Source organism: Paracoccus sp. (in: a-proteobacteria) (assembly GCF_030536915.1).
In the GTDB taxonomy this organism is placed as follows: Bacteria; Pseudomonadota; Alphaproteobacteria; order Rhodobacterales; family Rhodobacteraceae; genus Paracoccus.
The window spans coordinates 23,499-46,880 of record NZ_JAUNPC010000011.1; the positions used below are offsets into that span (position 1 = coordinate 23,499).

Sequence of the window (23,382 nt, forward strand, 5' to 3'; positions counted from 1 at the left end):
CGGCCGAACAAGGCAGCGCGGCGCCGCTTGTCCCCGCCCGGCACCGTTCCTATAACGCGCCCCATGCTTTCAGCGGCGTGGATATCCCGAATTAGCGGCCCGGCGGTGTGAGGTTTCGCGCCGCCGGGATGACGCCTGCCCGACCGCCCTGCCCCAAGGATTTCCGCCCATGAGCGCCGACCAGACCCCCGACTACCGCGACACCGTCTTCCTGCCCGAGACCGGGTTCCCCATGCGCGCAGGCCTGCCCCAGCGCGAGCCCGAATGGCTGGCCCGCTGGGAACGCCTAGGCGTCTATGACCGCCTGCGGGCCGAGGCAGGGGACCGCAAGCCCTTCGTGCTGCACGACGGCCCTCCCTATGCGAACGGGCACCTGCATATCGGGCACGCGCTGAACAAGGTGCTCAAGGATTTCATCGTGCGGTCGCAGCAGATGATGGGGCGGGATTCCCGCTATGTCCCCGGCTGGGACTGCCACGGCCTGCCGATCGAGTGGAAGATCGAGGAGGAATACCGAAAGCAGGGCCGCGACAAGGACGCCGTGGACGTGGTCGAGTTCCGCCAGGAATGCCGCCATTTCGCCGAAGGCTGGGTGGACATCCAGCGCGAGGAGTTCAAGCGCCTCGGCATCACCGGCAAGTGGGACGACCCCTACCTGACCATGGACTATCACGCCGAGGCGGTGATCGCGGGCGAGTTCATGAAGCTTCTGATGAACGGCTCGCTCTACCAGGGGTCGAAGCCCGTGATGTGGTCGCCGGTCGAACAGACCGCGCTGGCCGAGGCCGAGGTCGAGTATCACGACCATACCAGCCACCAGGTCTGGGTGGCCTTCCCGGTCGCCTCGCAGCGGGACTTCGCGCCGCTGGATGGCTGCATGAGGACGGACCTGCTGGACGCCCATGTGGTGATCTGGACGACGACCCCCTGGACCATCCCGCAGAACCGCGCGGTCGCCTTCGGGCCGGAGATCGCCTACGGGCTGTATCAGGTGAACGGAGAGAAGGCCGGCGCCTACCTGCTGGCCGACAGGCTTGCGCCCGAGGTCTTCAAGGCGGCCAAGCTGGAGCCCGAGAACTGGCAGCGCCTGCGCGACGTCCCGGCCGAGGAACTGGCTTCGCTGGTCCTTGCCCATCCCTATCGCGGGATCGAGGGGGGGCTGGGCGAATGGGACTATGACGTGCCCCTGCTGCCCGGCGAGCATGTGACCGAGGACGCCGGCACCGGCTTCGTCCACACCGCGCCCAGCCATGGCGAGGACGACTATCAGATGGGCCTGAAATATGGCCTGCCGATGACCTACAACGTCATGCCGGACGGCAGCTACCGCGCCGACCTGCCGGTCTTCGGCGGGCAGGCGATCCTGACGTCCGAGGGCAAGGAAGGCCCTGCCAATGTCGGCAACATCAAGGCGCTGGCCGGACAGGGGGCGCTGTTTGCCAAGGGCAAGCTGAAGCACTCCTATCCGCATAGCTGGCGGTCCAAGGCGCCGGTGATCTACCGCAACACGCCGCAGTGGTTCGCGGCCATCGACAAGCCGCTAGCCGACGGCATGGGCGAGCATGGCGACACGATCCGCGCCCGGGCGCTGGAATCGATCGACCGGCTGGTGAAATGGACGCCGCCCTCGGGACGCAACCGCATCTTTTCCATGGTCGAGAACCGCCCCGACTGGGTGCTGTCGCGCCAGCGCGCCTGGGGCGTGCCGCTGACCTGCTTCACCAGGCGTGGGGCCAAGCCGGATGACGCGGATTTCCTGCTGCGGGACGAGACGGTGAACGCCCGCATCCTCGAAGCCTTCGAAAAGGACGGCGCAGACGTCTGGTATCGCGAGGGTTTCAAAGACCGTATACTATCGGGGATCGTGAACCCGGACGACTACGACCAGGTCACGGATGTTCTGGACGTCTGGTTCGATTCCGGCTCGACCCATGCCTTCGTGCTGCGCGACCGCGCGGATGGTGCGCCCGACGGCATCGCCGACCTCTATCTGGAAGGCACCGACCAGCATCGCGGCTGGTTCCAGTCCTCTCTGCTGCAGGCCTGCGCGACCAGGGGGCGCGCGCCCTATCGCGGGGTACTGACCCACGGCTTCACGCTCGACGAAAAGGGCATGAAGATGTCCAAGTCGCTGGGCAACACCATCGCCCCGCAACAGGTGATCGAGCAATACGGCGCCGACATCCTGCGCCTGTGGGTGGCGCAATCGGACTATACCGCCGACCTGCGGATCGGAAAGGAAATCCTGAAAGGCACCGCCGATGCCTATCGCCGCTTGCGCAACACCATGCGCTTCATGCTGGGCGCGCTGTCCGGGTTTTCCGAAGCCGAGCGGATCGCCCCCGCCGAGATGCCGGAACTGGAACGCTGGGTTCTGCACCGGCTGGCCGAACTCGACGCCCGCGTGCGCGAGGGCTACACGGCTTATGACTTCCAGGGCGTGTTCCGCGCGCTGTTCGACTTCGCCACCGTGGACCTGTCGGCCTTCTGGTTCGACATCCGCAAGGATGCGCTTTACTGCGACGCGCCGGACAGCCCCCGCCGCCGCGCGGTCCGCACGGTGATGGACGCGCTGTTCCACCGCCTGACGCTGTGGCTGGCCCCCATGCTGCCCTTCACGACCGAGGACGTGTGGCTGTCCCGCTTTCCGTCCGAAGGTGACAGCGTTCACCTGCACGACTTCCCCGAGACGCCCGCCGGCTGGCGCAACGAGGCGCTGGCCGCCAAGTGGGACGCCATCCGCCGCGCCCGCCGCGTGGTGACGGCGGCGCTGGAGGTGAAGCGCGCCGACAAGACCATCGGCGCGAGCCTTGAAGCCGCGCCCGTGGTCCATGTCGAGGACGCCGCGCTGCTCAAGTCCCTGCGGTCAGTCGATTTCGACGATGTTTGCATCACCAGCGCGATCCAGTTGACGGCGGATTCCGCCCCGGCCGAGGCCTTCCGTTTGCCCGAAGTCCCCGGCATCGGCGTCGTCTTCGAGGAAGCCGAGGGCGAGAAATGCCAGCGCTGCTGGAAGATCCTGCCGGATGTCGGAAGCCACGACCACCCTGCGACCTGCGCCCGCTGCGATGAGGTGCTGGACGCGGCGGCGGCCTGAGCAGTCATCCCGTCAGGGTACGTGCAGATCACGTACCCTGAAGCCGCCCGAGACGATCCTCAGCCCTCCATTGTTCTTGGAATGCTATAGATAAGCGCTATGCGCAGGCTGAAGACAGGGTCCGCGCGAGCGTCACAAGATTGTACCGCGGGTTTGTAATATGCTGACAGCAGCTTCCGAACCCGAGTTGTCGGCTTGCGCAAAATTCAATCATAGGGTTATAAATAGGTCATTAAAGCGCACCCAGAGTTGCAACAGAGGTTCAAGCCGGATGTCTCTCGCGGTCTGCACAATGGTTTACGACGATGCCGAGTTCCTGAAGATATGGCTTCGATACTGGACAGCGAGGCTGCCCGCCAAGTCCTTGTACGTTCTTGTTCATGGCGCGCGAGAAGAGATGATGGATCTCGTGCAGGGCGCTACGCGAATTCCTCTGCACCGTCCTGAGCCCTATAAGAATATGGAAGAAGATCGCTGGCACATGCTCAGTGGCCTGGCAAGCGGACTTTCCCACATGCATTCGACGGTCGTCTATACTGACGTGGATGAGATCCTGCTCGTTGATCCCGACGTCAATGAAGATATCGTTCAGACCTTGATCGACCTGCCGGACCCTGTGACCACCCCTTATGGCATTGAACTCATCCATCGTACAGATCGGGAACCCAATCTTCTGGATCTGTCAGGAAACGTGCTGGAACAGCGGAGCCTTGTGCGCGCGACAAATTTCTACTGCAAGCCCTGCATCATAAAGCAGCCTGTATCATGGGGGCGCGGGGGTCATTTTTCCAGCTATGAAAATGTGCATTTCAAGGCGGGACTCTTCAACCTTCACCTGCGCTTCATGGACGAGGGTCTTTTCATGCAGCGTGCAACCAAGCGACGCCGGACGACCTTTACCAATCTGAAAATCAACACTACGGATCGCCGTCGCTGGCGCACCTCGGAAGACGCCGCGAAAGAGTATCTCAAGCGCCATATTGCGTATCCGGTTGCTAATAACGATGATCGCGCACCCGACATGTCCCATGTGGTCCGTCCGATCGTGCGGCGGGCCAGCATGAAAGACACAAATATGGGCAAGCTGCGGACATTTCCGTTTCGAGAGGCGGAAGCCTTGCAGGTTCTGCCGCCTCGCTTCAGGCAGCTTGTTTGAACAACGTCATTCTTCAGGTCACGCCCTGTTCAGTACAGTGAAGCGCGCGGTTTCTGTCCGACCAGACTCGACCTAGGCCCGAAGCCCCACGAAGGTCGTCGGGTCCAAGCTGACCTGCGCGAAGGTCGGCCCCTCGGTCAGCAGGCTGACGGCGTCGTGGGAATGCAGCGATTCCTGGTGGCTCGCGATCACGCGGAAGTCGCCGACGCGGGGTTCAAGCTCAAGTTCATGCGCAAAGGCGCGGACGGCGTCCTCGACGAAGATCGGGTTCGCGGCGTTCAGTTCCGCGAATGCCTGCTCGTCCTCGCGCTTGACCATCACCTGAGTTTCCGTGGCGACCGCACGACGGCACAGCGCCACCATGTCCTCGAACCACAGCTTGTCCTCGCCCTCCATTACTGCCGAGATACGGGCAATCGAGCGTTGGGAATGGGGCGTCGCAAGCTGGCTGCGCGATTCGCGGGCGTGTTCGGACAGTTCCAGCGAACAGGGGCAGGTCGAGGAATAGACATAATCGAAATGCATGACCTTCAGGCGTTGGCCCCCCTGGTCGATCAGCTCCATCGCGATGTCGTAATACTGCCAGCCGCTAAGGCCCGAGCGCAGCGAATCGACCCGCATCGGGTAGGACAGCCGCATCTGCAGCCGGGCGTCGAAGGCGTCGAGGTGATCCTTGTAGTCGCTGACGGCCGCCGCCAGCACCCCCAGCGAGAACTGCTTTTCGGCATGGGCATAGAAGGACCGCATGATGCGACTCATGTTGATGCCCTTGCGGTCGGCGTCCAGGCTGACGGTGCCGGTCACGCTGGTTTCCAGCATGATCTCGCCCCCGTCGCGGCGGCGATAGCGGATCGGCAGGCGGAAATGGGAAATGCCGACGTGCTGGATGACCTTGCGGGCGCCGACGATCAGGCTGGCCGGGCCGTTCTGCAGGTCCGGCAGGCCGGCCCGATACTGCTCGTCCACCTTGAAGTCGGCCGGATAAGTCCGGCTGAGCGCGGGATAAACGGGAACGAACGGCTTGTTGCGGGTCATGGGCGCGTCCAGAGGCTAAGCGTTGGCCCGAATATGGGGAACCGCGCCCGAAAGGCCAGAGGCTTAAGCCAAGGCCCCCAACAAGTCGGAGATCAGATCGTCGGGATGTTCCAGCCCCACTGACAGCCGGACCAGCCCCGGCCCGATGCCCAGGGTGGCGCGGCTGGCATCGCCCAGCCGCTGGTGGGTGGTGGTCGCCGGGTGGGTGGCAATGGACTTGGCATCGCCCAGGTTGTTCGAGATCGACACCAGTTCCAGCCGGTTCAGCATCGCAAAGGCCCTGTCCTGCGAGCCGAGATCGAAGGCGATCATCGTGCCCCCGGACCCCATCTGCCGCATCGCGAGGTCATGCTGCGGATGCGACGGCAGGCCCGGATAGATCGTGGGCAGTCCCTCTCCCTCAAGCGCCTGCGCCACCAGCAGCGCACTGTCGGCCATGGCGCGTACGCGCAGATCCATGGTTGTCAGCCCGTTCAGCATGATCCAAGCATTGAAGGGGCTGATCGCGCCGCCGGTGTGCTTGAGGTAAGGCTCGGCCACCTCGCGCACGAACTGGCGGGTGCCGCAGATGATGCCACCCAGCGCCCGGCCGCCACCATCGACATGCTTGGTCGTGGAATAGACGACGACATCCGCGCCCTGTTCCACCGCGCGGGAAAAGACCGGGGTGGCAAAGACATTGTCGGCAATCACCAGAGCGCCCGCCGCATGGGCGATTTCGGCGGTGCCAGCAATATCCATGACTTCCAGCGTCGGGTTCGAGACCGTCTCGAAGAAGCAGGCCTTGGTGCCGGGTGTCACGGCTGCGCGCCATTGGTCAAGGTCGGTGCCGTCCACCAGCACCACGTCCACGCCGAATTTCTTAAGCACATCCAAGACGTAAAGGCAGGAACCGAACAACTGGCGTGAAGACACCACGCGGTCCCCCGGCGCCACCATTCCCATCAGCGCGCCATTCACCGCCGCCATGCCGGATGCGGTGGCGAATGCGTCCTCGGTCCCCTCCAGCGAGGCGATGCGGTCCTCGAACATCCGGCTGGTGGGGTTGCCGTAGCGGGCATAGATGAATTCGTCCGGGCCGACCTTCTGGAACCGCGCTTCGGCCTGCTCGGCGCTGTCGTAGGCGAAGCCTTGGGTCAGGAACAGCGCCTCGGCCATCTCGCCATACTGGCTGCGGCGGATGCCGTGGTGAACGGAACGGGTGCGGGGATGAAGCTTGCGATCGGCCATGCGAGGGCGATTACTCTCCGCGGCAAAAAAGCGCAACGTCCCCCTTGACGGCCTTGCGGCCGTCCCTAGGTTGTGGGGACCTTGACCGGGCCCCTCTGGCGATCTCTGCGGATCGTGATGTCGGTCACATCACGCAACATACTGCAGAGGACGACATGGAGCTGACCTCCCTTTTTCTTGGCCAACCCGTATGGATGTGGGCCATCTTCCTTGCCATCGTGCTGTTCCTGCTGGTGCTGGACCTCGGTGTCCTGAACCGCGGGCAGCAGGAAATCGGCGTGCGCAAGTCGCTGCTGATGTCCGCATTCTACATCGCCATCGGCCTCGCCTTCGGCGGCTTCGTCTGGGCGCAACTGGGCCAGCAGTCCGCGCTGGAATACTGGACCGGCTTTGTCGTGGAAAAGTCGCTGGCGATGGACAACGTCTTCGTGATCGCCACGATCTTCGGCTTCTTCGCCGTGCCCCGGCACCTGCAGCATCGCGTGCTGTTCTGGGGCATCTTGGGCGTGATCGTTCTGCGCGCCATCATGATCGGATTCGGCGCGGCGCTGGTGCAGCGCTATGAATGGGTTCTGCTGGTCTTCGCCGTCTTCCTGGTCGTCACCGGCATCAAGATGCTGCGTTCAGGGCACGAGGATGAAAGCGACCTGTCGCAGAACCGCGTGCTGAACTGGATGCAGCGGAACCTGCGCGTGACCGACGGCTTCGTGGGCGACAGGTTCTTCGTCCGCCAGCCGGGGCGGTCCGGCAGGATGCGGACCTTCGTCACGCCCTTGTTCCTGGCGCTGGTGGTGATCGAGTTCGCCGACCTGGTCTTCGCCGTCGATTCGGTGCCCGCGATCTTCGCCATCACCACCGACCCTTACCTGGTCTATACCTCGAACATCTTCGCCATCCTGGGCCTGCGGGCGCTGTATTTCGCGCTGGCTGCGATCCTGCACCGCTTCGCCTATCTCAAGCCGGCGCTGGCCGCCCTGCTGATCTTCATCGGCGGCAAGGTTCTGGTGGCCGAGGCGATCGGGATCGAGAAGGTGCCGCCGATGATTTCGCTGTCCGTGACCTTCCTGATCCTTGCGGCGGGCGTCATCGTCTCGCTGGTCAAGACCGCACCGGGCCATGACGCGGCGCTGAAGAAGGACGAGGCGGCCGAGCGGCTGGCCGAGAAGGCCGTGGGTCAGTCGCGCTGATCGAACCGCCGCAAACGTGAACGGAATGGGAACGCGGGCTTTGCAGAAAGGCCCGCGTTCTCTATGTTGCAGCCCATGAGCCAGTTCGACGATCACGACGCCTTCGAAGCCGCCGCCCGCCCGTCACTGTCCCAAAGGGCGATGACGGGACGCGCCGCGCCCTATCTGGACGGCCTGAACCCGGCGCAGCGGCTGGCGGTGGAAACGCTGGACGGCCCGGTGCTGCTGCTGGCGGGCGCGGGCACCGGCAAGACCCGTGCGCTGACCACGCGAATCGCGCATCTGCTGACGCAGGGCCGCGCCACGCCCGGCCGCATCCTCGCCGTCACCTTCACCAACAAGGCCGCACGCGAGATGAAGGATCGCGTGGCCCGCCTGATGGGCGAGACGGTCGAGGGGATGCCGTGGCTCGGCACCTTCCACTCGGTCAGCGTCAAGATCCTGCGCCGCCATGCGGAACTGGTGGGCGACGGGCAGGTCCATCTGAAGTCCAGCTTCACGATTCTGGACACCGACGACCAGATCCGGTTGCTCAAGCAGTTGATCGCGGCCGAGAATATCGACGACAAGCGCTGGCCCGCGCGGATGCTGGCCGGGCTGATCGACGACTGGAAGAACCGGGCCCTGACGCCCTCGCGCGTGCCGGAAGGCGAATCGCACGCCTATGACGGCAAGGGCGTGGCGCTTTACGCCCAGTATCAGCGGCGGCTGCTGGAACTGAACGCGGTCGATTTCGGCGACCTGCTGCTGCATTGCGTGATGATCTTCCAGGCGCACCCGGATGTGCTGGCGCAGTGGCAGGACCGCTTCCGCTATATCCTCGTGGACGAATATCAGGACACCAACGTCGCCCAATACCTGTGGCTGCGGCTGCTGGCGCAGGCGCATCGCAACATCTGCTGCGTGGGCGACGACGACCAGTCGATCTATGGCTGGCGCGGGGCCGAGGTCGGCAACATCCTGCGCTTCGAGGCGGACTTCCCCGGCGCGCAGGTGATCCGGCTGGAACAGAACTACCGTTCCACCCCGCATATCCTCGCCGCCGCATCGGGGCTGATCGCCGCGAACAAGGGGCGGCTGGGCAAGACGCTGTGGACCGAGCACACCGAGGGCGAAAAGGTCCGCCTGATCGGCCATTGGGACAGCGAGGCCGAAGCCCGCTGGATCGGTGAGGAGATCGAGGCCTTTCACGGCGGCCATCGCCATTCCGTCGGCCGGCGCAGCCTGAACGACATCGCCATCCTCGTTCGCGCCTCGCACCAGATGCGGGCCTTCGAGGACCGCTTCATGACCATCGGCCTGCCTTATCGCGTGATCGGCGGCCCCCGCTTCTATGAACGGCAGGAAATCCGCGATGCGATGGCCTATTTCCGGCTGGCCGTGAGCCCCACCGACGACCTCGCCTTCGAGCGGATCGTGAACACCCCCAAGCGGGGCCTGGGCGACAAGGCGATCCAGACGATCCAGCGCGAGGCGCGAGCCGAAGGCCTGTCGCTGCTGGAAGGGGCGGCCGCCGTGGTTGCCTCGGGCGCGCTGACCGGCAAGGGCGCGGCCAACCTGCGGCAGTTCACGCAGTTCATGGGCCGCTGGCACGCCGACGCGCTGGATTCGACCGTGAACCATGTGGAACTGGCCGAGCACATCCTGGACGAATCCGGCTACACGGCGATGTGGCAGAACGACCGTTCGCCCGACGCGCCGGGGCGGCTGGACAACCTCAAGGAACTCGTCAAGGCGCTTGAGGAGTTCGACAACCTTCAGGGCTTTCTGGAACATGTCGCGCTGGTCATGGACGCGGCCGAGGGCGAGCAGGCCGAGGAGGTCTCGATCATGACCCTCCACGCCGCCAAGGGCCTGGAATATCCCATCGTCTTTCTGCCGGGGTGGGAGGACGGGCTGTTCCCCAGCCAGCGCAGCATGGACGAATCCGGCCTGAAAGGCTTGGAGGAAGAACGCCGCCTCGCCTATGTCGGCCTGACCCGCGCCGAGGAGCTTGCGACGATCACCTTTGCCGGCAACCGCCGGATGTACGGGCAATGGCAGTCATCGCTGCCCTCGCGCTTCATCGACGAACTGCCCGAGGAACATGTCGAGGTCCTGACGCCCCCCGGCCTTTACGGCGGCGGCTTCGGGGCCGCGGCGCAGGTGGCGGGACAGCCCTTCGCCCAATCGGCCATGCACGACCGCGCCAGCCGCGCCGATGTCTACAACTCGCCCGGCTGGAAGCGGATGCAGGATCGCGCAGCGGTCCGCCCTGCCCCTTCGCATCGTCCGCCCATCGTGATCGACGCGGAACCGGCGGCGCGCTTTGCCGTGGGCGACCGGGTGTTCCACCAGAAATTCGGCACCGGCAGCGTCATGGGCATCGCCGAGGACACCCTGACGGTCGAGTTCCCGGCCGGTTTCAAGACCATCAAGGCCGCTTACGTCCAGCCTGCGGGCGAGGAGAACGGCGACGTGCCGTTCTAAAGGGCGGCGCGGACCACGTCGGCAAGCGGTGTGGTTGGGCGGCCGATCAGCGCCGAAAGCTGGCGGCCGTCCTCGAACAAGGCTCCTTTGGCCGCATCTGCGTCGAAGCCCGCAACCGCCGCCGCCATCTCTTGCGGCAGGCCCATGCCGGCAAGCGCTTGAGCGTAATCGGACTTGGACAGGTTGCGGTAAGGGATCTGCTTGCCCGTCTGCGCAGAAACCTCGGCCGCCAGATCCTCCAGCGTCCAGGCCGTGTCCGCTGCAAGCTCATAGGTCTTGCCGGCGTGGCCGTCGCCCGCCACCACCACGGCAGCGGCCTCGGCGTAATCCGCCCGCGCGGCGGCCGAGATCCTGCCGCCCCCCGCCGCCCCGATCAGCGCGCCGTTGTCGATGGCCGCCTGCAGGTTGCCGGTGTAGTTCTCGGCATACCAGCCATTCCGCAGGAGCGTATGCGGAATGCCCGAGCGGGCAAGCGCGTCCTCGGTCTGCCGATGCTCCTCGGCCAAGGACATGGGCGAGCGGCCGGCATGCAGAAGGCTGGTGTAGACGATTTTGCTGACCCCTGCCTCTTTCGCCGCGTCGATCACGGCCTGGTGCTGGGTCGCGCGTTTGCCGACCTCGCTGGACGAGATCAACAAAAGCTTGTCCACCCCGGCAAGCGCCGGTGCCAGCGTCTCGGGCCGGTCATAGTCGAAAACACGCGCCTCGACCCCAAGGTCGGCAGCCTTCCCGGGCGAGCGGACCAGCGCGACGATCTGCCCCGCGGGCATGAGCGTTATCAGCTTCTCGACAGTCAGGCGGCCCAACTGGCCGGTGGCCCCGGTGACGGCGACGGTCATGGTCTTTCCCTTGTTCCTGTGCTTGCAATCCGAGCGGTCGGGTTGATCCGGAACGATGGTAGCCCTTAAATGGTTGCCGTCCCTCACCCGCGAAAGGCAGCCCATGTCCCCCAAGCTCAAGGCCGCGCTCGACTATGGACCGCTGATCGTCTTTCTGGCGGTGTTCTTGCTTTACCGCGACCGGACGGTGATGCTGTGGGGGCAGGAATATCCCGGCCTGATCCTTGCCACACTGGTCTTCGTGCCGCTGACCATCGCCGCCAATGCCTTGCTGTGGTCGCGCACGGGCGAGCTGTCGGTGATGCAGCTTGTCACGCTGGTCGTGGTCGTGGTCTTCGGCGGGCTGACCGTCTGGCTGAACGACCCCCGCTTCATCAAGATGAAGCCCACGCTGATCTACCTGACCTTTGCCGCGCTGCTGGGCGTCGGTACGGCGTTGGGCCGGAACTGGCTTGGCCTTGCGCTGGGCGAGGCGATCCCGCTGTCGCCCGAGGGCTGGCGTATCCTGACCCACCGGATCATCTGGTTCTGCCTCGGCCTTGCGGCGTTGAACGAACTGATCTGGCGGACGCAGAGCGACACGGTCTGGGTCGTCTTCAAGACCGTCGGGCTGATCGTCCTGACGATGCTGTTCTTCGTCCTGAACGCCCGCGTCTTCGGACGCTATGCGCTTTCGGCCCCGAAGGACAGCGGTCCCGGCGTCGGCTGAGGCGCCCCTGCGGCGAAGGGCAGCGCCAGAAGCCGCGACCAGCGCCGCGACGGCTGTTCGGGGCGGCAGGGCGCCAGCGAGGCCAGCGGCAGTTCCGCCGGGGTGCAGAGGATCGCGCGCCAGACGTCGAACAGCCCCCGCCGCAGATAGGGCGACCAGTGGCAGGCCCGGCTCGCTCCGCGCGCAATGGGGAAACCCAGCGCCCGCAGCCCGTCCAGCGTGTGGTCATCGTCGATCTGCAGGTCCAGCCAGTTCCCCCGCGGCCGGCCCAGCCCGAAGCCGAGCGCGCTGTGGCGCCCGGCAGAGAGCAGCAGTTCCAGCCCCAGATCATAGGGGTCGTTCTCGCGCGAGGTGACGTTGATGACCTCGGCCAGCATCCCGGCGGGACTGGCGATGGCGGCCTCGGCATCGCGGCGCAACTCGGCCGCGCTCAGCAGGACGACCCGCCCGACCGCGCCCGGCGTCGCCCGGCGCAGCGCCGACAGCGCCACTCTCGCCCCCAGAGAATGCCCGATCATCGCCACCGGACGCTGCGCTGCCAGCGCCAGCCGGTCGATCAACCCGGCAAGATCGGCCCCTACCCGCGAGGCCCGGGCATGGGCCTGCCGGAATCGCCCGCGCGCGGGCCAGCCGTGGGCGATGGCAAGCCCTTCGTCGCCATCCGCCGTGAACCCCAGCGCCGCAGGCCATGACACCGCCCGCCGTATCCGGGGATCGGGGTCGAGCGACAGGATGTGCCTGTGCGGCGAGGTTTCGGCGCGTTCGGGCGAGAAGCGATAGCCGTGCAGCATGATGATGATCGGAGCGCCGGGTGGCAGGTTGGCTGCGCGGGTCCACAGGTCGGGTCCTGCCCCTGCTCCGCTATCCAGCGCGATCAACGCCATGGCTGCCTCGTCCTGCCGCGAGGCCGTGATGCCTGGCCGCTGCGACCGCAAGATGACGCGCCGGTGCAGGTTCGGTGACAAGGAAGGATCAGACCGGCGGCAAGCCTGCCTGCGGCTCAGGGGGGTTGGGCGCGGCCCTAGTTCCACGAGGCCTTGGTCTGCGGCCAGAAAAAGGAAAACCGCGCCACGGCAGCGGCCGGGCGCGGTTCTTCTGTGCGTTCGGAAAGGAAGATCTTACTTGATCTTGCCTTCCTTGTATTCGACGTGCTTGCGCACGACGGGGTCGTATTTGTTGACCGTCATCTTCTCGGTCATGGTCCGGGCGTTCTTCTTGGTGACATAGAAATGCCCGGTGCCTGCCGTCGAGTTCAGACGGATCTTGATCGTCGTCGGCTTCGCCATTGGTCCTGCTCCTGCTTCGGGGCGGGCCGTAGGCCAGTCCGATAACCCCGTGAAATTCCTGAAGCCCGCCTTTTAAGGCCAACGCGCCCCGAGTCAACCGGATTCTGCGTGAAAGTCCATGGAAATCATGCGCGGATGGCCTGTAAGCCGGGTTCTGTCCGGGGGTGCCCTTGCAGAGGGGCGCCCCGTGGATGACCATTCCTCTGGTCCCGCCGTTGCCGGCGGGCTCTAGCTGCCAACCCGGATCTGCTGGGGCGCAGGCGGCCCTGCGAGGTTGCCCCCGCGCGCGATCCCTATTCGGCATTGCTCCTGGTGGGGCTTGCCATGCCGGTCCGGTTGCCCGTCCCGCGGTGGGCCTTTACCCCACCGTTTCACCCTTGCCCCTGCAAGCAGGGGCGGTCTGTTCTCTGTGGCGCTTTCCCTGGGGTCGCCCCCGCCGGGCGTTACCCGGCACCATGCCTGCATGGAGCCCGGACTTTCCTCGGACGGCTTGCACCCCCCGCGGTCATCCGGCCATCCGCGCGGGCCTCAGATAGAAGCCGCGGGTCAAGGGGTCAAGCCGCATCAATCCAACTGGACGGCTGCCAGGATCGGGCCGGGCAACCCGCCCGCCAAGGCCTGCTGGACAAGGATCGCGTGCCGCGTGTCGTCGGGATAGGCGTCGTTCGGGTCCTCGCCCGCCCGCACGGTCAGCCGCAGCGGCTCGCGCGCGGGCCACAGGGTCACCGGCTCGATCCCGACCACGATATTGCTGTAGCCGATGCTGCGTCCGCGATTTTCGCCCGCCTTCACCAGCACCGTGCGATGCGGCAGGTAGCGCACCATCGTCACCTCGACGCCTCCGGGGATCGGGGCGCGGGGGGTCAGGTCGATGACATGCCCGTCACCCGCCTGGGTCGCCGTCACCATGACCACCGGCGGACGGGCGTGGTGTTCGTCGATCAGCGCCATCAGCGCCGCACGATGCAGGCTCAGGACCGTGTCCTGCCCGTCCACGATGATCTGCGGCGTATAAACCCCGCGCTCGCCGGCGACGGCGGCATAGCCTTCCTGCCGGGCGGTATGCTCGGGGCGGCCGAATTCATCCGTCCAGCCGAGATAATCCCAGTAGTCGACGTGCCAGCTGAGCGTCAGGATACCCGGCTGTTCGGCAAGCGAGGCGACCAGCGCGTCGGCCGGCGGGCAGGACGAGCAGCCCTGCGAGGTGAACAGCTCGATCACCACCGGCGGATCGCCGACCAGCCCGATTCGTCCCTGATCCGGCGCCGCGCCCGGCGCGGGATCGTGACGCTCGGGCACCAGCGAAAAGGCGCCCTCGGGGATCTGGGTTCCGGCCCCCTCGGGCGCCTCGATCAGCGCGACTTCGGCAGGGGCAGGACCGGCCATCACCGCAAGGGCAAGGCCGAATGCGGCCGCAAGCCGGACGGGACGCGAGGAAAACGTTAACGGCAACATCATCATTGCCGATCGAAGTAGGTCAGCAAGGCGGGCAAGGCCAAATCAAGGCTTCGTTAGCGCCTTGGCATTGCAGTCCGCTTGCAAGTTCCGGCGATTATGTATACCGTCGCATACAATCAATTGCGCCCACCGCGACTCGTCCAGACGCTTGCACCGCTGGACGAGTCGGGGCAATCCGGGCGTCGTCTGCCACCTTGTCCCTGAGGAAGCTTGCCATGCCCATCGTCACCGGAACAGACACAGCCAAGACCCGCCGCGACCTGACGGTCGGCGGGAAGACCGTGGCCTATTATTCGATCCCCGCCGCGACCGAGGCGGGACTGGGCGATTTCTCGAAGCTGCCGGCCTCGCTCAAGGTCGTGCTGGAAAACATGCTGCGCTTCGAGGACGACGGCTTCACCGTCAGCGTGGACGACATCAAGGCCTTTGCCGAATGGGCGCAGAACGGCGGCAAGTCCGACCGCGAGATCGCCTATCGCCCCGCACGCGTGCTGATGCAGGACTTCACCGGCGTCCCGGCGGTCGTGGACCTTGCCGCGATGCGCGACGGGATCGTGGCACTGGGAGGCGATGCGCAGAAGATCAACCCGCTGAACCCGGTCGATCTGGTTATTGACCACTCAGTCATGGTGGACGAGTTCGGCAACCCCCGCGCCTTCCAGCGCAACGTCGATCTTGAATACGAGCGCAACATGGAACGCTACCAGTTCCTGAAATGGGGCCAGGGCGCGTTCAACAACTTCCGGGTGGTGCCGCCCGGCACCGGCATCTGCCACCAGGTGAACCTGGAATATCTGGCTCAGACGGTCTGGACCGACACCGATCAGGACGGCAGGACCGTGGCCTATCCCGACACGCTGGTGGGCACCGACAGCCACACCACCATGGTCAACGGCCTTGCCGTGCTGGGCTGGGGCGTCGGCGGTATCGAGGCCGAGGCCGCGATGCTGGGCCAGCCGATTTCCATGCTGATCCCCGAGGTCGTGGGCTTCAAGGTCACGGGCGCGCTGCGCGAGGGCGTGACCGCGACCGACCTTGTGCTGAAGGTCGTCAAGATGCTGCGCGACCACAAGGTCGTCGGCAAGTTCGTCGAATTCTACGGCGAGGGGCTGGACAACATGCCGCTGGCCGACCGCGCGACCATCGCCAACATGGCGCCCGAATATGGCGCGACCTGCGGCTTCTTCCCGATCGACGACGAGACCCTGCGCTACCTGCGCCAGACCGGCCGCGACGAGGACCGCATCGCGCTGGTCGAGGCCTACGCCCGCGCCAACGGCATGTGGCGCGAAAAGGGCTTCGAGCCCGTCTTCACCTCGACCCTGCATCTCGACCTGGACGACGTGGTGCCGGCGATCTCGGGGCCGAAGCGTCCGCAGGATCACGTCGCGCTGGACGCCGCCGCCCAGACCTTCAAGGACTACATCAGCAGCCTGCCCCCTGCGCCCACCGCGCCGATCCAGCAGAAGGCCAAGATGACGGCCGAGGGCAATGCGCCCATGCCGAAGCCCGAGGAGATCCCCGGCGGTGACCGCGACGGCTCGGTTGCGCGTGCCGCGGTCGAGGGCAAGGATTACGCACTGCATGACGGGTCTGTCGTGATCGCGGCGATCACCTCCTGCACCAACACCTCGAACCCTTACGTGATGATCGGTGCCGGGCTTGTCGCCCGCAAGGCGCGGGCGCTGGGGCTGAACCGCAAGCCCTGGGTCAAGACCTCGCTGGCGCCCGGATCGCAGGTGGTCAGCGAATATCTGAACGCGGCGGGGCTGCAGGATGACCTGGACGCGCTGGGCTTCGACCTCGTGGGCTTCGGCTGCACCACCTGCATCGGCAACTCGGGGCCGCTGGAGCCGGCGATTTCCAAGGCGATCAACGACAACGACCTGGTGGCCGTGTCCGTGCTGTCGGGCAACCGCAACTTCGAAGGGCGGATCAGCCCGGACGTGCGGGCGAACTACCTGGCAAGCCCGCCGCTGGTGGTGGCCTATGCCATCGCGGGCGACATGAACATCGACATCACGACCGAGCCGCTGGGTACGGGCAAGGACGGACAGCCGGTCTATCTGAAGGACATCTGGCCGACCTCGCAGGAGGTCAGCGACCTCGTGCATCAGGTCGTGACGCGGGAAATGTTCCAGAAGAAATACGCCGATGTCTTCAAGGGCGACGAACGCTGGCAGGCGGTCGAGACCACGGACAGCGAAACCTATGACTGGCCGCCGACCTCGACCTACATCCAGAATCCGCCCTACTTCCAGGGGATGTTGCGGGAACCCGGCGTGATCTCGGACATCGAGGGCGCGCGGGTGCTGGCCGTTCTGGGCGACATGATCACCACCGACCACATCAGCCCCGCCGGGTCGTTCAAGCCGACGACCCCGGCCGGGAAATACCTGATCGAGCGCCAGGTCGCGCCCGCCGACTTCAACAGCTACGGCTCGCGCCGCGGCAACCACGAGGTCATGATGCGCGGCACCTTCGCCAACATCCGCATCAGGAACGAGATGCTGGACGGCGTCGAGGGCGGCTACACCCAAGGGCCGGACGGGCAGCAGACCTCGATCTACGACGCCGCCATGGCATGGAAAGACCGGGGCGTTCCGCTGATCGTGGTGGGGGGCGTCGAATACGGCGCGGGTTCCAGCCGCGACTGGGCGGCCAAGGGCACCAACCTGCTGGGCGTCAAGGGTGTCATCGCCGAAAGCTTCGAGCGCATCCACCGCTCGAACCTCGTCGGCATGGGCGTGATCCCCTTCGAGTTCACCGGCGGCGACAACCGCAAGACCTTGGGCCTCAAGGGCGACGAGGAAATCTCGATCACCGGGCTGGCGGGCGACTTCAAGCCGCTGGCGCTGGTGCCCGCCACGATCCGCTATGCGGACGGGACCGAGAAGACCGTGCAGCTCAAGGCCCGCGTCGATACCGAGGTCGAGATCGAATATCTCAAGAACGGCGGTGTTCTGCATTACGTCCTGCGGAACCTCGCCAAGTCCTGAGCCTGTCAGGCAGCCTGTCTGGACACATCATCGAGGCCCCGGGAAACCGGGGCCTCTTTTTTGGCCTTTTCGGCGTCCTGAATGCACGGCGGATACCGCAGGCGAAAACCGGGACGCCTTCTTCCCACCCCGGGTCAGGAACCTCTCTGTCGCCAGTGAGCAAACACCCGCCGGCCGCAATGGCGTCACGGGAATATTTTCCTCCGTGATACGTTGTCTTCGTGACCACACCCGGTCAGGCAAGGAGAATCGGCATGGCGATCATCAACGGAAACGACAGGGCGAACACTCTTTACGGCACCCCGCTGGGCGACCTGATCCGCGGGTTCGACGGTAACGACCGTCTTTATGGCCGCGCCGGGAACGACACCATCCAAGGCGGCGACGATGATGACCGCATCTGGGGTGAGGCCGGCAACGATCTCCTCAACGGTGGCGACGACGAGGACTCGATCTGGGGCGGCACCGGCAACGACACCATCAATGGCGGCGACGACGACGACCGCCTATGGGGTGACGCTGGTAACGACCTCCTCACCGGCGGCGATGGAGAGGACTCGATCTGGGGCGGCGATGGTAATGACACCATCACCGCCGACGACGGCAACGACTACATCCACGGCGGCCTCGGGCACAACCTGATCAATGCCGGAGACGGTAACGACACGATCTGGTCGGCATCCGGTTCCGACACCATCAACGCGGGCGATGGCAACGACTGGATTTCCTCGGGCGCGGGCGGCGACCGGATCTATGGGCTGGATGGCAACGACACCATCGACGCAGGGGCCGGCAACGACATCGTCATCGGCGGAGAGGGCAACGACCGCATCCGCGGCGGCGGCGGAAATGACGACCTGGCGGCGGGCGAAGGCAGCGACACGCTGGACGGCGGCGGCGGCAACGACCTGCTGCGCGGCGGCGAGGGCGATGACCTGTTCATCTTCAACGCGGGGCAGGACACGATCCGCAACTTCGACAGCGAGGATGACCGGATCGATCTGCGCAGCTTTGCCGGGCTGGACAGCTTTGCCGATGTCCGGGCGCAGCTGACCCAGGAAGGCGGGCATGTCTATTTCCGCGACGGCACGGATTCGCTGAAGATCGAGTGGACCCAGTTGGCAAGCCTCGGGTCCGACGATTTCATCTGGTGATCCGGGCCTGAACGGGCCGCTGCCGTGGCGCAGGGCCGCCGCGGCGAGGCCGGGTCAGCTTCCGGCGGCCAGCGCCTTGTCGAGTTCGGGACGGAAGCGCTGGGTATAGTCCTCGCGCACCAGCGGCCCCGCGTGGCGGTGCAGGATGTTGCCTTCGCCGTCGAGGATGAAGGTTTCGGGCGGGGCGGTTACGCCCCACTCGATCGCCGTGCGGCCCTGCGGATCAGTGGCGATGGCCGCAAAGGGGTCGCCATGTTCCGACAGAAAGCGCAGCGCGGCCGGCTCGGGGTCCTTGAGGTCGATACCGACGACCTTGATCCCTTCGGCCGTCAGGGCTTCCAGCGTGGGATGCTCGGCCCGGCAGGGCGGGCACCAGCTTGCCCAGAAGTTGACCACCGTCACCTCGCCCGTCCGCAGGTCGGCGTCGGTCAGTTGCGTCTTGCCGGGCAGCGTGGTCGCGGAAACCGCGGGCGCCTGCCGTCCCACGAAGGCCGATGGCAGTTCGTTCGGATTGTCCCGCCCCATGCCCCACAGGAACATGGCGGCAAGTCCCGCGAAGGCCAGCGGCGGGATGGCGACCAGCGGAGAGATCCTAGCCACGGCGTTCCACCTTCTCCAGCGCCCGCCGCGCGCGGGCGGCGGCGACCAGCGTCTGAGCGATCAGCCCCCCGATCAGCAGGGCCGAGATGCCCCAGGCGGTCAGGACCGGAACGGCGTGGCGTCCAAGCTCGGCGATCATGCGCGCATCTCCCTTGCCAGCAGGGCCGCCGTGCGGCGACGGCGGATTTCGGTGCGGGTGCGGATCAGGACCAGCGTGACGAACAGCAGGAAGAACCCGGCCATGCAGGTATACAGCGGATAGCTGTAGACCGAGCTGATCCGGTCCCCCGGCGCCACGCTGATGGTCGCCCCCTGGTGCAGCCCCTGGTTCCAGAAGTTCACCGCATAGCGGGACAGCAACGCGAAGACGGACCCCACAAGGCACAGCACCCCCGTCAGATCGGCGGCGTTGTCGGGGTTTTCGATCGCGGACCAGAGTGCCATGTAGCCCAGGTAGAACAGGAACAGGATCAGGAACGAGGTCAGCCTCGGGTCCCATTCCCACCATGTCCCCCAGGTCGGCTGGCCCCAGACCGCGCCCGTCACCAGCGCCACGACGGTCATCACCGCGCCGATGGGGGCGGCGGCGCGGGCGGCAAGCGCACTGACATGGTGGCGCCGGATCAGCCAGATCAGCGAGGCGACCAGCATCATGATCCAGATGTTGATCGCCATCATGGCCGCGGGCACATGCAGGAACATGATCTTGACGGTCGCGCCCTGCTTGTAGTCCTCGGGCACCATCCAGCCCCAGATCAGGCCGACGGGCAGGCAGATGGCCGTGGCCCCGACGACCCACGGCAGCACCGCGTCCGAGGTCCGCATGAACTTGACGGGGTTGGCATATTCCCAGATCGACATGGTCTTTCCTCTAGCCGTCCGGCCCGTCCGGGTGAAGCCCCCTCACCGCAGGTTGACCCGCAGCGCGCCGGCGGCGGCAAAGGGGATGGTGGCCAGCACAAGAAGGGTGATGCCCGCCAGAAGCACCAGAGGTGTCGTCCCGTCACCGCCTGCGGCCCCGCGTCGCACCGCCTCGGCCCCGAAGATCAATGTCGGGACATAAAGCGGCAGCACCAGCAGCGACATCAGCAGCCCGCCCCGCCGCAGCCCCACGGTCAGCGCGGCGCCGAAGGCCCCCAGCATCGACAGCGCCGGCGTTCCCAGCAGCAGCGCCGCGACCAGCCAGCCCTGCGCACCCGCGGGCAGATGCAGCAGGATGCCGAAGACCGGCGCGGCCACGACCAGCGGCAGGCCGGTGGTGATCCAGTGGGCGGCCGCCTTGACCAGCACCGCCCCTTCCATCGGCACGGGCGCGGTGGCGATAAGGTCGAGGCTCCCGTCCTCCCAGTCCAGCGCGAAGATGCGGTCGAGCGACAGCAGGCAGGCCAGCAGCGCTCCGACCCAGAGGATGCCGGGCGCGATCCGCGCCAGCGTGCCTCCTTCCGGCCCGACGCCAAAGGGAACCAGCGTGCAGACGATCAGAAAGAACGCCAGCCCCAGGCCGAAGCCCCCGCCCGCGCGCGTGGCGAGCCTCAGGTCGCGGATCAGCAGGGCGAGCATAACGCCCACGCTTCGGACGGTTCATGAATGTCCTGCGGGCTGGCGAACGCCCGGAAAACGGTCCACTGGACCGTTTTCAGTAAGCCAAGGGCAAAGCCCGAGGCAGGGGTGCAAAACCCCTGCTCCGGCAGTGACGCAGGGACAGGGCCGCTCATCCGAACGCCTCGTCGAAGCTTGCCGGGGCACGAGAAGGCGCCCCTGCAGTCGCGCGATAGGCGCCAAGGTCCAGCACCCGCGCCTCGGGCAGCCCGAGGTCGATGTGGGTTGCCATCAGCGCCGCCCCGCCCTGCGCCAGATGCGCGCGGACCACCTGCGCGAACAATGCGACCGAACCCGTATCCAGCGAGACGGTCGGCTCGTCCAGCACCCAGACTGCTCGCCCCGTCACCAGCAGGCGGGCAAGGCCCAGCCGCCGCTTCTGCCCCGCCGACAGCATCGCCGCCGGGCGTTCGGCCAGGCCTGCCAGGTCCATCGCCGCAAGCGCGGGCTCAACCGGAGGGCCGCCGAAGACCTCGCGCCAGAAGCGCAGGTTCTCGATCACGCTCAGCGCGCCCTTCAGCCCGTCGGCATGGGCGGCATAGGCGATGGCGTCTGGATCGGCGATCACCTCGCCCTCGGTCGGGGGCTGCAGGCCCGCCACGGTCCGCAGCAGGGTCGTCTTGCCGATGCCGTTGGGGCCGCGCAGGATCAGCGCCTCGCCCCGGTCCAGCGTGAAGCCGACGCCCTCGACGGCCCGGCGGCCGCCGCGGGACACGGCGAGGTTTCTCGCCTCGACCAGCGGCATCAGACGGGGATCAGCGCGCAGGCGACGCGCCGCCCCTCGGACAGCGTGAGGTTGTAGCTGCGGGCGGCGCTGGGGGTGGACATCGTCTCGACCATCAGCCCCGCGTCTTCAAGCGCGGCCATCATGGACGCAGGCAGGCGCGCGATCTCGGCGCCCATGCCGATGAACAGCACGTCGACCGACCCGCCGAGGACTGTCAGCCCGTCGATGTCATCCAGCCCGCCCCATGGCCGCAGGTCTTCACCGGCAAGCAGCACCGGGCCATGATGCACCTGCCCTGCCACGCGGAAGAAGCCGGGACCGTAGCCGTCCACCGGGATACCGCCGGGATAGTCGGTTTCCCGCATCGCCATCAGGGCGCATCCTGGAAGGGGGTGCCCGCCAGTTCGTCCCGCTCGGCCTTTGGGGTCTTTTCGGGCTTGCCCCAGTCGCGGCGCACGCCCAGCCACAGCACGATGCTTTTCGCCAGGTAGACCGTCGAATAGGCCCCGATGAAGACGCCCAGGAACATCGCGAAGACGAAGTTGCGGATCACGTCCCCGCCCCAGATCAGCAGCGGCGCCAGCGCCAGCGCCGTGGTCATGGCGGTCATCACGGTGCGGGACAGCGTCTCGTTGACCGTCAGGTTCATGATGTCGATCAGCGGCATTGTCTTGAACTTGATCAGGTTCTCGCGCAGCCGGTCGAAGACCACCACCGTGTCGTTGACCGAATAGCCCAGGATCGTCAGCAGCGCCGCGATGGTCGTGAGATCAAAGCGCAACTGGAACAGCGAGAAGATCCCGACCGTGATCAGCACGTCATGGATCAGCGCCGTGACCGCCCCCACCGCGAACTGCCATTCGAACCGCAGCCAGATATACAGCAGGATGCCGACAGCCGCCGCGCTGACCGCGTAGATGGCGGTCATGATCAGCTCGCCCGAGACCTTGGGGCCGACCGATTCCACCGCCGCGAAGCTGACGTTCGGATCGACCACCTGCAGCGCGGCCTCGATCCGGTTCAGTTCCTCGGGCGTGACCGAGCCGGTGTCGTCGGTCGCGCCGATGCGGATCTGCGCCACGTGGCGGTCGGGACCGAAGGTCGGGTCAAAGACCTCGGTGATCGAGACATCGCCAAGCTCCAGCGCCTCAAGCGCCTGGCGGTAGTCGCCGACCTCGAAGGCGGTAGAGCTTTCCGCCCGGATCGTGGTGCCGCCCTTGAAGTCGATGCCGAAGTTCAGCCCCATCGTCAGGGTGATGACGACCGAGGCCACCATCAGGACGAAGGAGATGCCGGTGGTCAGCCACTGCCAGCGGAAGAAGTCGATCTTCGTGTTGTCGGGGACGAGTTTCAGACGGAAGGCCATGATGATCCCCTTACAGCACCAGTTCGGTCGGGCGGCGGCGTTCCAGCCAGATCACGATCATCAGCCGCGTCAGGTAGATCGCGGTGAAGACCGAGGTCATGATGCCGATGACCAGCGTCACGGCAAAGCCCTTGACCGGTCCCGAGCCGAGGAAGAACATCACCAGCGCCGCGATGAAGGTCGTGACGTTGGCGTCGATGATCGCGCTCATCGCCTCGTTGAAGCCGTCGTCGATGGCCTTCATCACCCGCTTGCCGGCCCGCAGCTCCTCGCGGATGCGTTCGTAGATGATGACGTTGGCGTCCACCGCCGTGCCCACCGTCAGCACGATCCCCGCGATGCCGGGCAGGGTCAGCGTGGCCCCTATCGCCCCCATGATCGCCAGGATCAGGATGACGTTGACGATCACCGCGACCGAGGCGAAGACCCCGAACAGCCCGTAGCTGGCCACCATGTAGGCCACGACCAGCA

Annotated in this window: 21 protein-coding genes and 1 other RNA gene; 7 read left to right on the forward strand and 15 right to left on the reverse strand. The window is 66.1% G+C overall.

Going from position 1 to position 23,382, the window contains the following annotated elements; all coding sequences use genetic code 11:
* The first annotated feature begins 169 nt into the window (after positions 1-169).
* Positions 170-3,097, forward strand: coding sequence for an isoleucine--tRNA ligase (gene ileS, locus Q4F04_RS03620; RefSeq protein WP_303368467.1), 2,928 nt, complete (start codon positions 170-172; stop codon positions 3,095-3,097).
* 292 nt (positions 3,098-3,389) lie between these two features.
* Complete coding sequence (locus Q4F04_RS03625) at positions 3,390-4,253, forward strand: hypothetical protein (protein ID WP_303368468.1); 864 nt, start codon at positions 3,390-3,392, stop codon at positions 4,251-4,253.
* Positions 4,254-4,325: 72 nt separating this feature from the next.
* Here Q4F04_RS03625 and folE2 read toward each other — a convergent pair whose 3' ends face one another.
* The gene (gene folE2, locus Q4F04_RS03630; protein WP_303368469.1) at positions 4,326-5,288 is read right to left on the reverse strand and encodes a GTP cyclohydrolase FolE2; all 963 of its coding nucleotides are present in this window, start codon (positions 5,286-5,288) and stop codon (positions 4,326-4,328) included.
* 63 nt (positions 5,289-5,351) lie between these two features.
* Positions 5,352-6,518: a PLP-dependent transferase gene (locus Q4F04_RS03635; RefSeq protein ID WP_303368470.1), complete on the reverse strand. Its 1,167-nt coding sequence runs from the start codon at positions 6,516-6,518 to the stop codon at positions 5,352-5,354.
* A 155-nt stretch (positions 6,519-6,673) separates the two neighbouring features.
* On the opposite strand from Q4F04_RS03635, the gene Q4F04_RS03640 reads away from it, so the two are divergent.
* Together Q4F04_RS03640 and Q4F04_RS03645 are read left to right on the forward strand one after the other, a co-directional pair.
* Positions 6,674-7,705, forward strand: a complete 1,032-nt coding sequence (locus Q4F04_RS03640; RefSeq protein WP_303368471.1) for a TerC family protein — start codon at positions 6,674-6,676, stop codon at positions 7,703-7,705.
* Positions 7,706-7,780: 75 nt separating this feature from the next.
* Positions 7,781-10,174, forward strand: a complete 2,394-nt coding sequence (locus Q4F04_RS03645) for an ATP-dependent helicase (protein WP_303368472.1) — start codon at positions 7,781-7,783, stop codon at positions 10,172-10,174.
* Here the strand turns inward: Q4F04_RS03645 and Q4F04_RS03650 are convergent.
* Positions 10,171-11,013, reverse strand: a complete 843-nt coding sequence (locus Q4F04_RS03650) for an SDR family oxidoreductase (RefSeq protein ID WP_303368473.1) — start codon at positions 11,011-11,013, stop codon at positions 10,171-10,173. The two genes, Q4F04_RS03645 and Q4F04_RS03650, sit on opposite strands and share 4 nt — an antisense overlap.
* Positions 11,014-11,116: 103 nt before the next feature.
* Here Q4F04_RS03650 and Q4F04_RS03655 point away from each other — a divergent pair, with 103 nt between their 5' ends.
* On the forward strand, positions 11,117-11,722 hold the full coding sequence (locus Q4F04_RS03655) for an inner membrane-spanning protein YciB (RefSeq protein ID WP_303368474.1): 606 nt from the start codon (positions 11,117-11,119) through the stop codon (positions 11,720-11,722).
* Here Q4F04_RS03655 and Q4F04_RS03660 read toward each other — a convergent pair.
* From Q4F04_RS03660 to Q4F04_RS03675, 4 genes are all read right to left on the reverse strand, one after another.
* Positions 11,677-12,606: an alpha/beta fold hydrolase gene (locus Q4F04_RS03660; RefSeq protein ID WP_303368475.1), complete on the reverse strand. Its 930-nt coding sequence runs from the start codon at positions 12,604-12,606 to the stop codon at positions 11,677-11,679. The two genes, Q4F04_RS03655 and Q4F04_RS03660, sit on opposite strands and share 46 nt — an antisense overlap.
* A gap of 234 nt (positions 12,607-12,840) precedes the next feature.
* Complete coding sequence (rpmG, locus tag Q4F04_RS03665; protein WP_011750518.1) at positions 12,841-13,008, reverse strand: 50S ribosomal protein L33; 168 nt, start codon at positions 13,006-13,008, stop codon at positions 12,841-12,843.
* 127 nt (positions 13,009-13,135) lie between these two features.
* An RNA gene (rnpB, locus tag Q4F04_RS03670) (RNase P RNA component class A) lies at positions 13,136-13,529 on the reverse strand.
* A 43-nt stretch (positions 13,530-13,572) separates the two neighbouring features.
* Positions 13,573-14,460 carry a thioredoxin family protein gene (locus tag Q4F04_RS03675; protein WP_303368476.1) on the reverse strand — a complete coding sequence of 296 codons (888 nt, stop codon included), beginning with the start codon at positions 14,458-14,460 and terminating at the stop codon, positions 13,573-13,575.
* 221 nt (positions 14,461-14,681) lie between these two features.
* Between Q4F04_RS03675 and acnA the strand changes: the two genes are divergently transcribed.
* Positions 14,682-17,465 (forward strand): aconitate hydratase AcnA, encoded by a 2,784-nt coding sequence (gene acnA, locus Q4F04_RS03680; protein WP_303368477.1) that lies wholly within the window; start codon positions 14,682-14,684, stop codon positions 17,463-17,465.
* A 254-nt stretch (positions 17,466-17,719) separates the two neighbouring features.
* A complete protein-coding gene (locus Q4F04_RS03685; RefSeq protein WP_303368478.1) occupies positions 17,720-18,619 on the forward strand; it encodes a calcium-binding protein in 900 nt (299 codons plus the stop codon).
* 54 nt (positions 18,620-18,673) lie between these two features.
* On the opposite strand, the gene Q4F04_RS03690 is transcribed toward Q4F04_RS03685, so the two are convergent.
* The 8 genes from Q4F04_RS03690 to Q4F04_RS03725 form a co-directional block, all read right to left on the reverse strand.
* On the reverse strand, positions 18,674-19,219 hold the full coding sequence (locus Q4F04_RS03690; protein ID WP_303368479.1) for a DsbE family thiol:disulfide interchange protein: 546 nt from the start codon (positions 19,217-19,219) through the stop codon (positions 18,674-18,676).
* Positions 19,212-19,358, reverse strand: coding sequence for a heme exporter protein CcmD (gene ccmD, locus Q4F04_RS03695; RefSeq protein WP_303368480.1), 147 nt, complete (start codon positions 19,356-19,358; stop codon positions 19,212-19,214). The genes Q4F04_RS03690 and ccmD overlap by 8 nt, the downstream gene beginning before the upstream one ends.
* The gene (locus tag Q4F04_RS03700) at positions 19,355-20,080 is read right to left on the reverse strand and encodes a heme ABC transporter permease (protein ID WP_303368481.1); all 726 of its coding nucleotides are present in this window, start codon (positions 20,078-20,080) and stop codon (positions 19,355-19,357) included. Before Q4F04_RS03700 ends, ccmD begins: the two co-directional genes overlap by 4 nt.
* A gap of 42 nt (positions 20,081-20,122) precedes the next feature.
* A complete protein-coding gene (ccmB, locus tag Q4F04_RS03705; RefSeq protein ID WP_303368482.1) occupies positions 20,123-20,779 on the reverse strand; it encodes a heme exporter protein CcmB in 657 nt (218 codons plus the stop codon).
* Positions 20,780-20,930: 151 nt separating this feature from the next.
* Entirely contained in the window at positions 20,931-21,563 is a 633-nt protein-coding gene (ccmA, locus tag Q4F04_RS03710; protein ID WP_303368483.1) for a heme ABC exporter ATP-binding protein CcmA, read from the reverse strand.
* Positions 21,563-21,916, reverse strand: a complete 354-nt coding sequence (locus Q4F04_RS03715; RefSeq protein ID WP_303368484.1) for an Mth938-like domain-containing protein — start codon at positions 21,914-21,916, stop codon at positions 21,563-21,565. Before Q4F04_RS03715 ends, ccmA begins: the two co-directional genes overlap by 1 nt.
* A complete protein-coding gene (gene secF / locus Q4F04_RS03720; protein WP_303368485.1) occupies positions 21,916-22,911 on the reverse strand; it encodes a protein translocase subunit SecF in 996 nt (331 codons plus the stop codon). The genes Q4F04_RS03715 and secF overlap by 1 nt, the downstream gene beginning before the upstream one ends.
* A 10-nt stretch (positions 22,912-22,921) precedes the next feature.
* On the reverse strand, positions 22,922-23,382 hold a 461-nt coding region (locus Q4F04_RS03725; protein WP_303368486.1), incomplete at its 5' end, for a SecD/SecF family protein translocase subunit.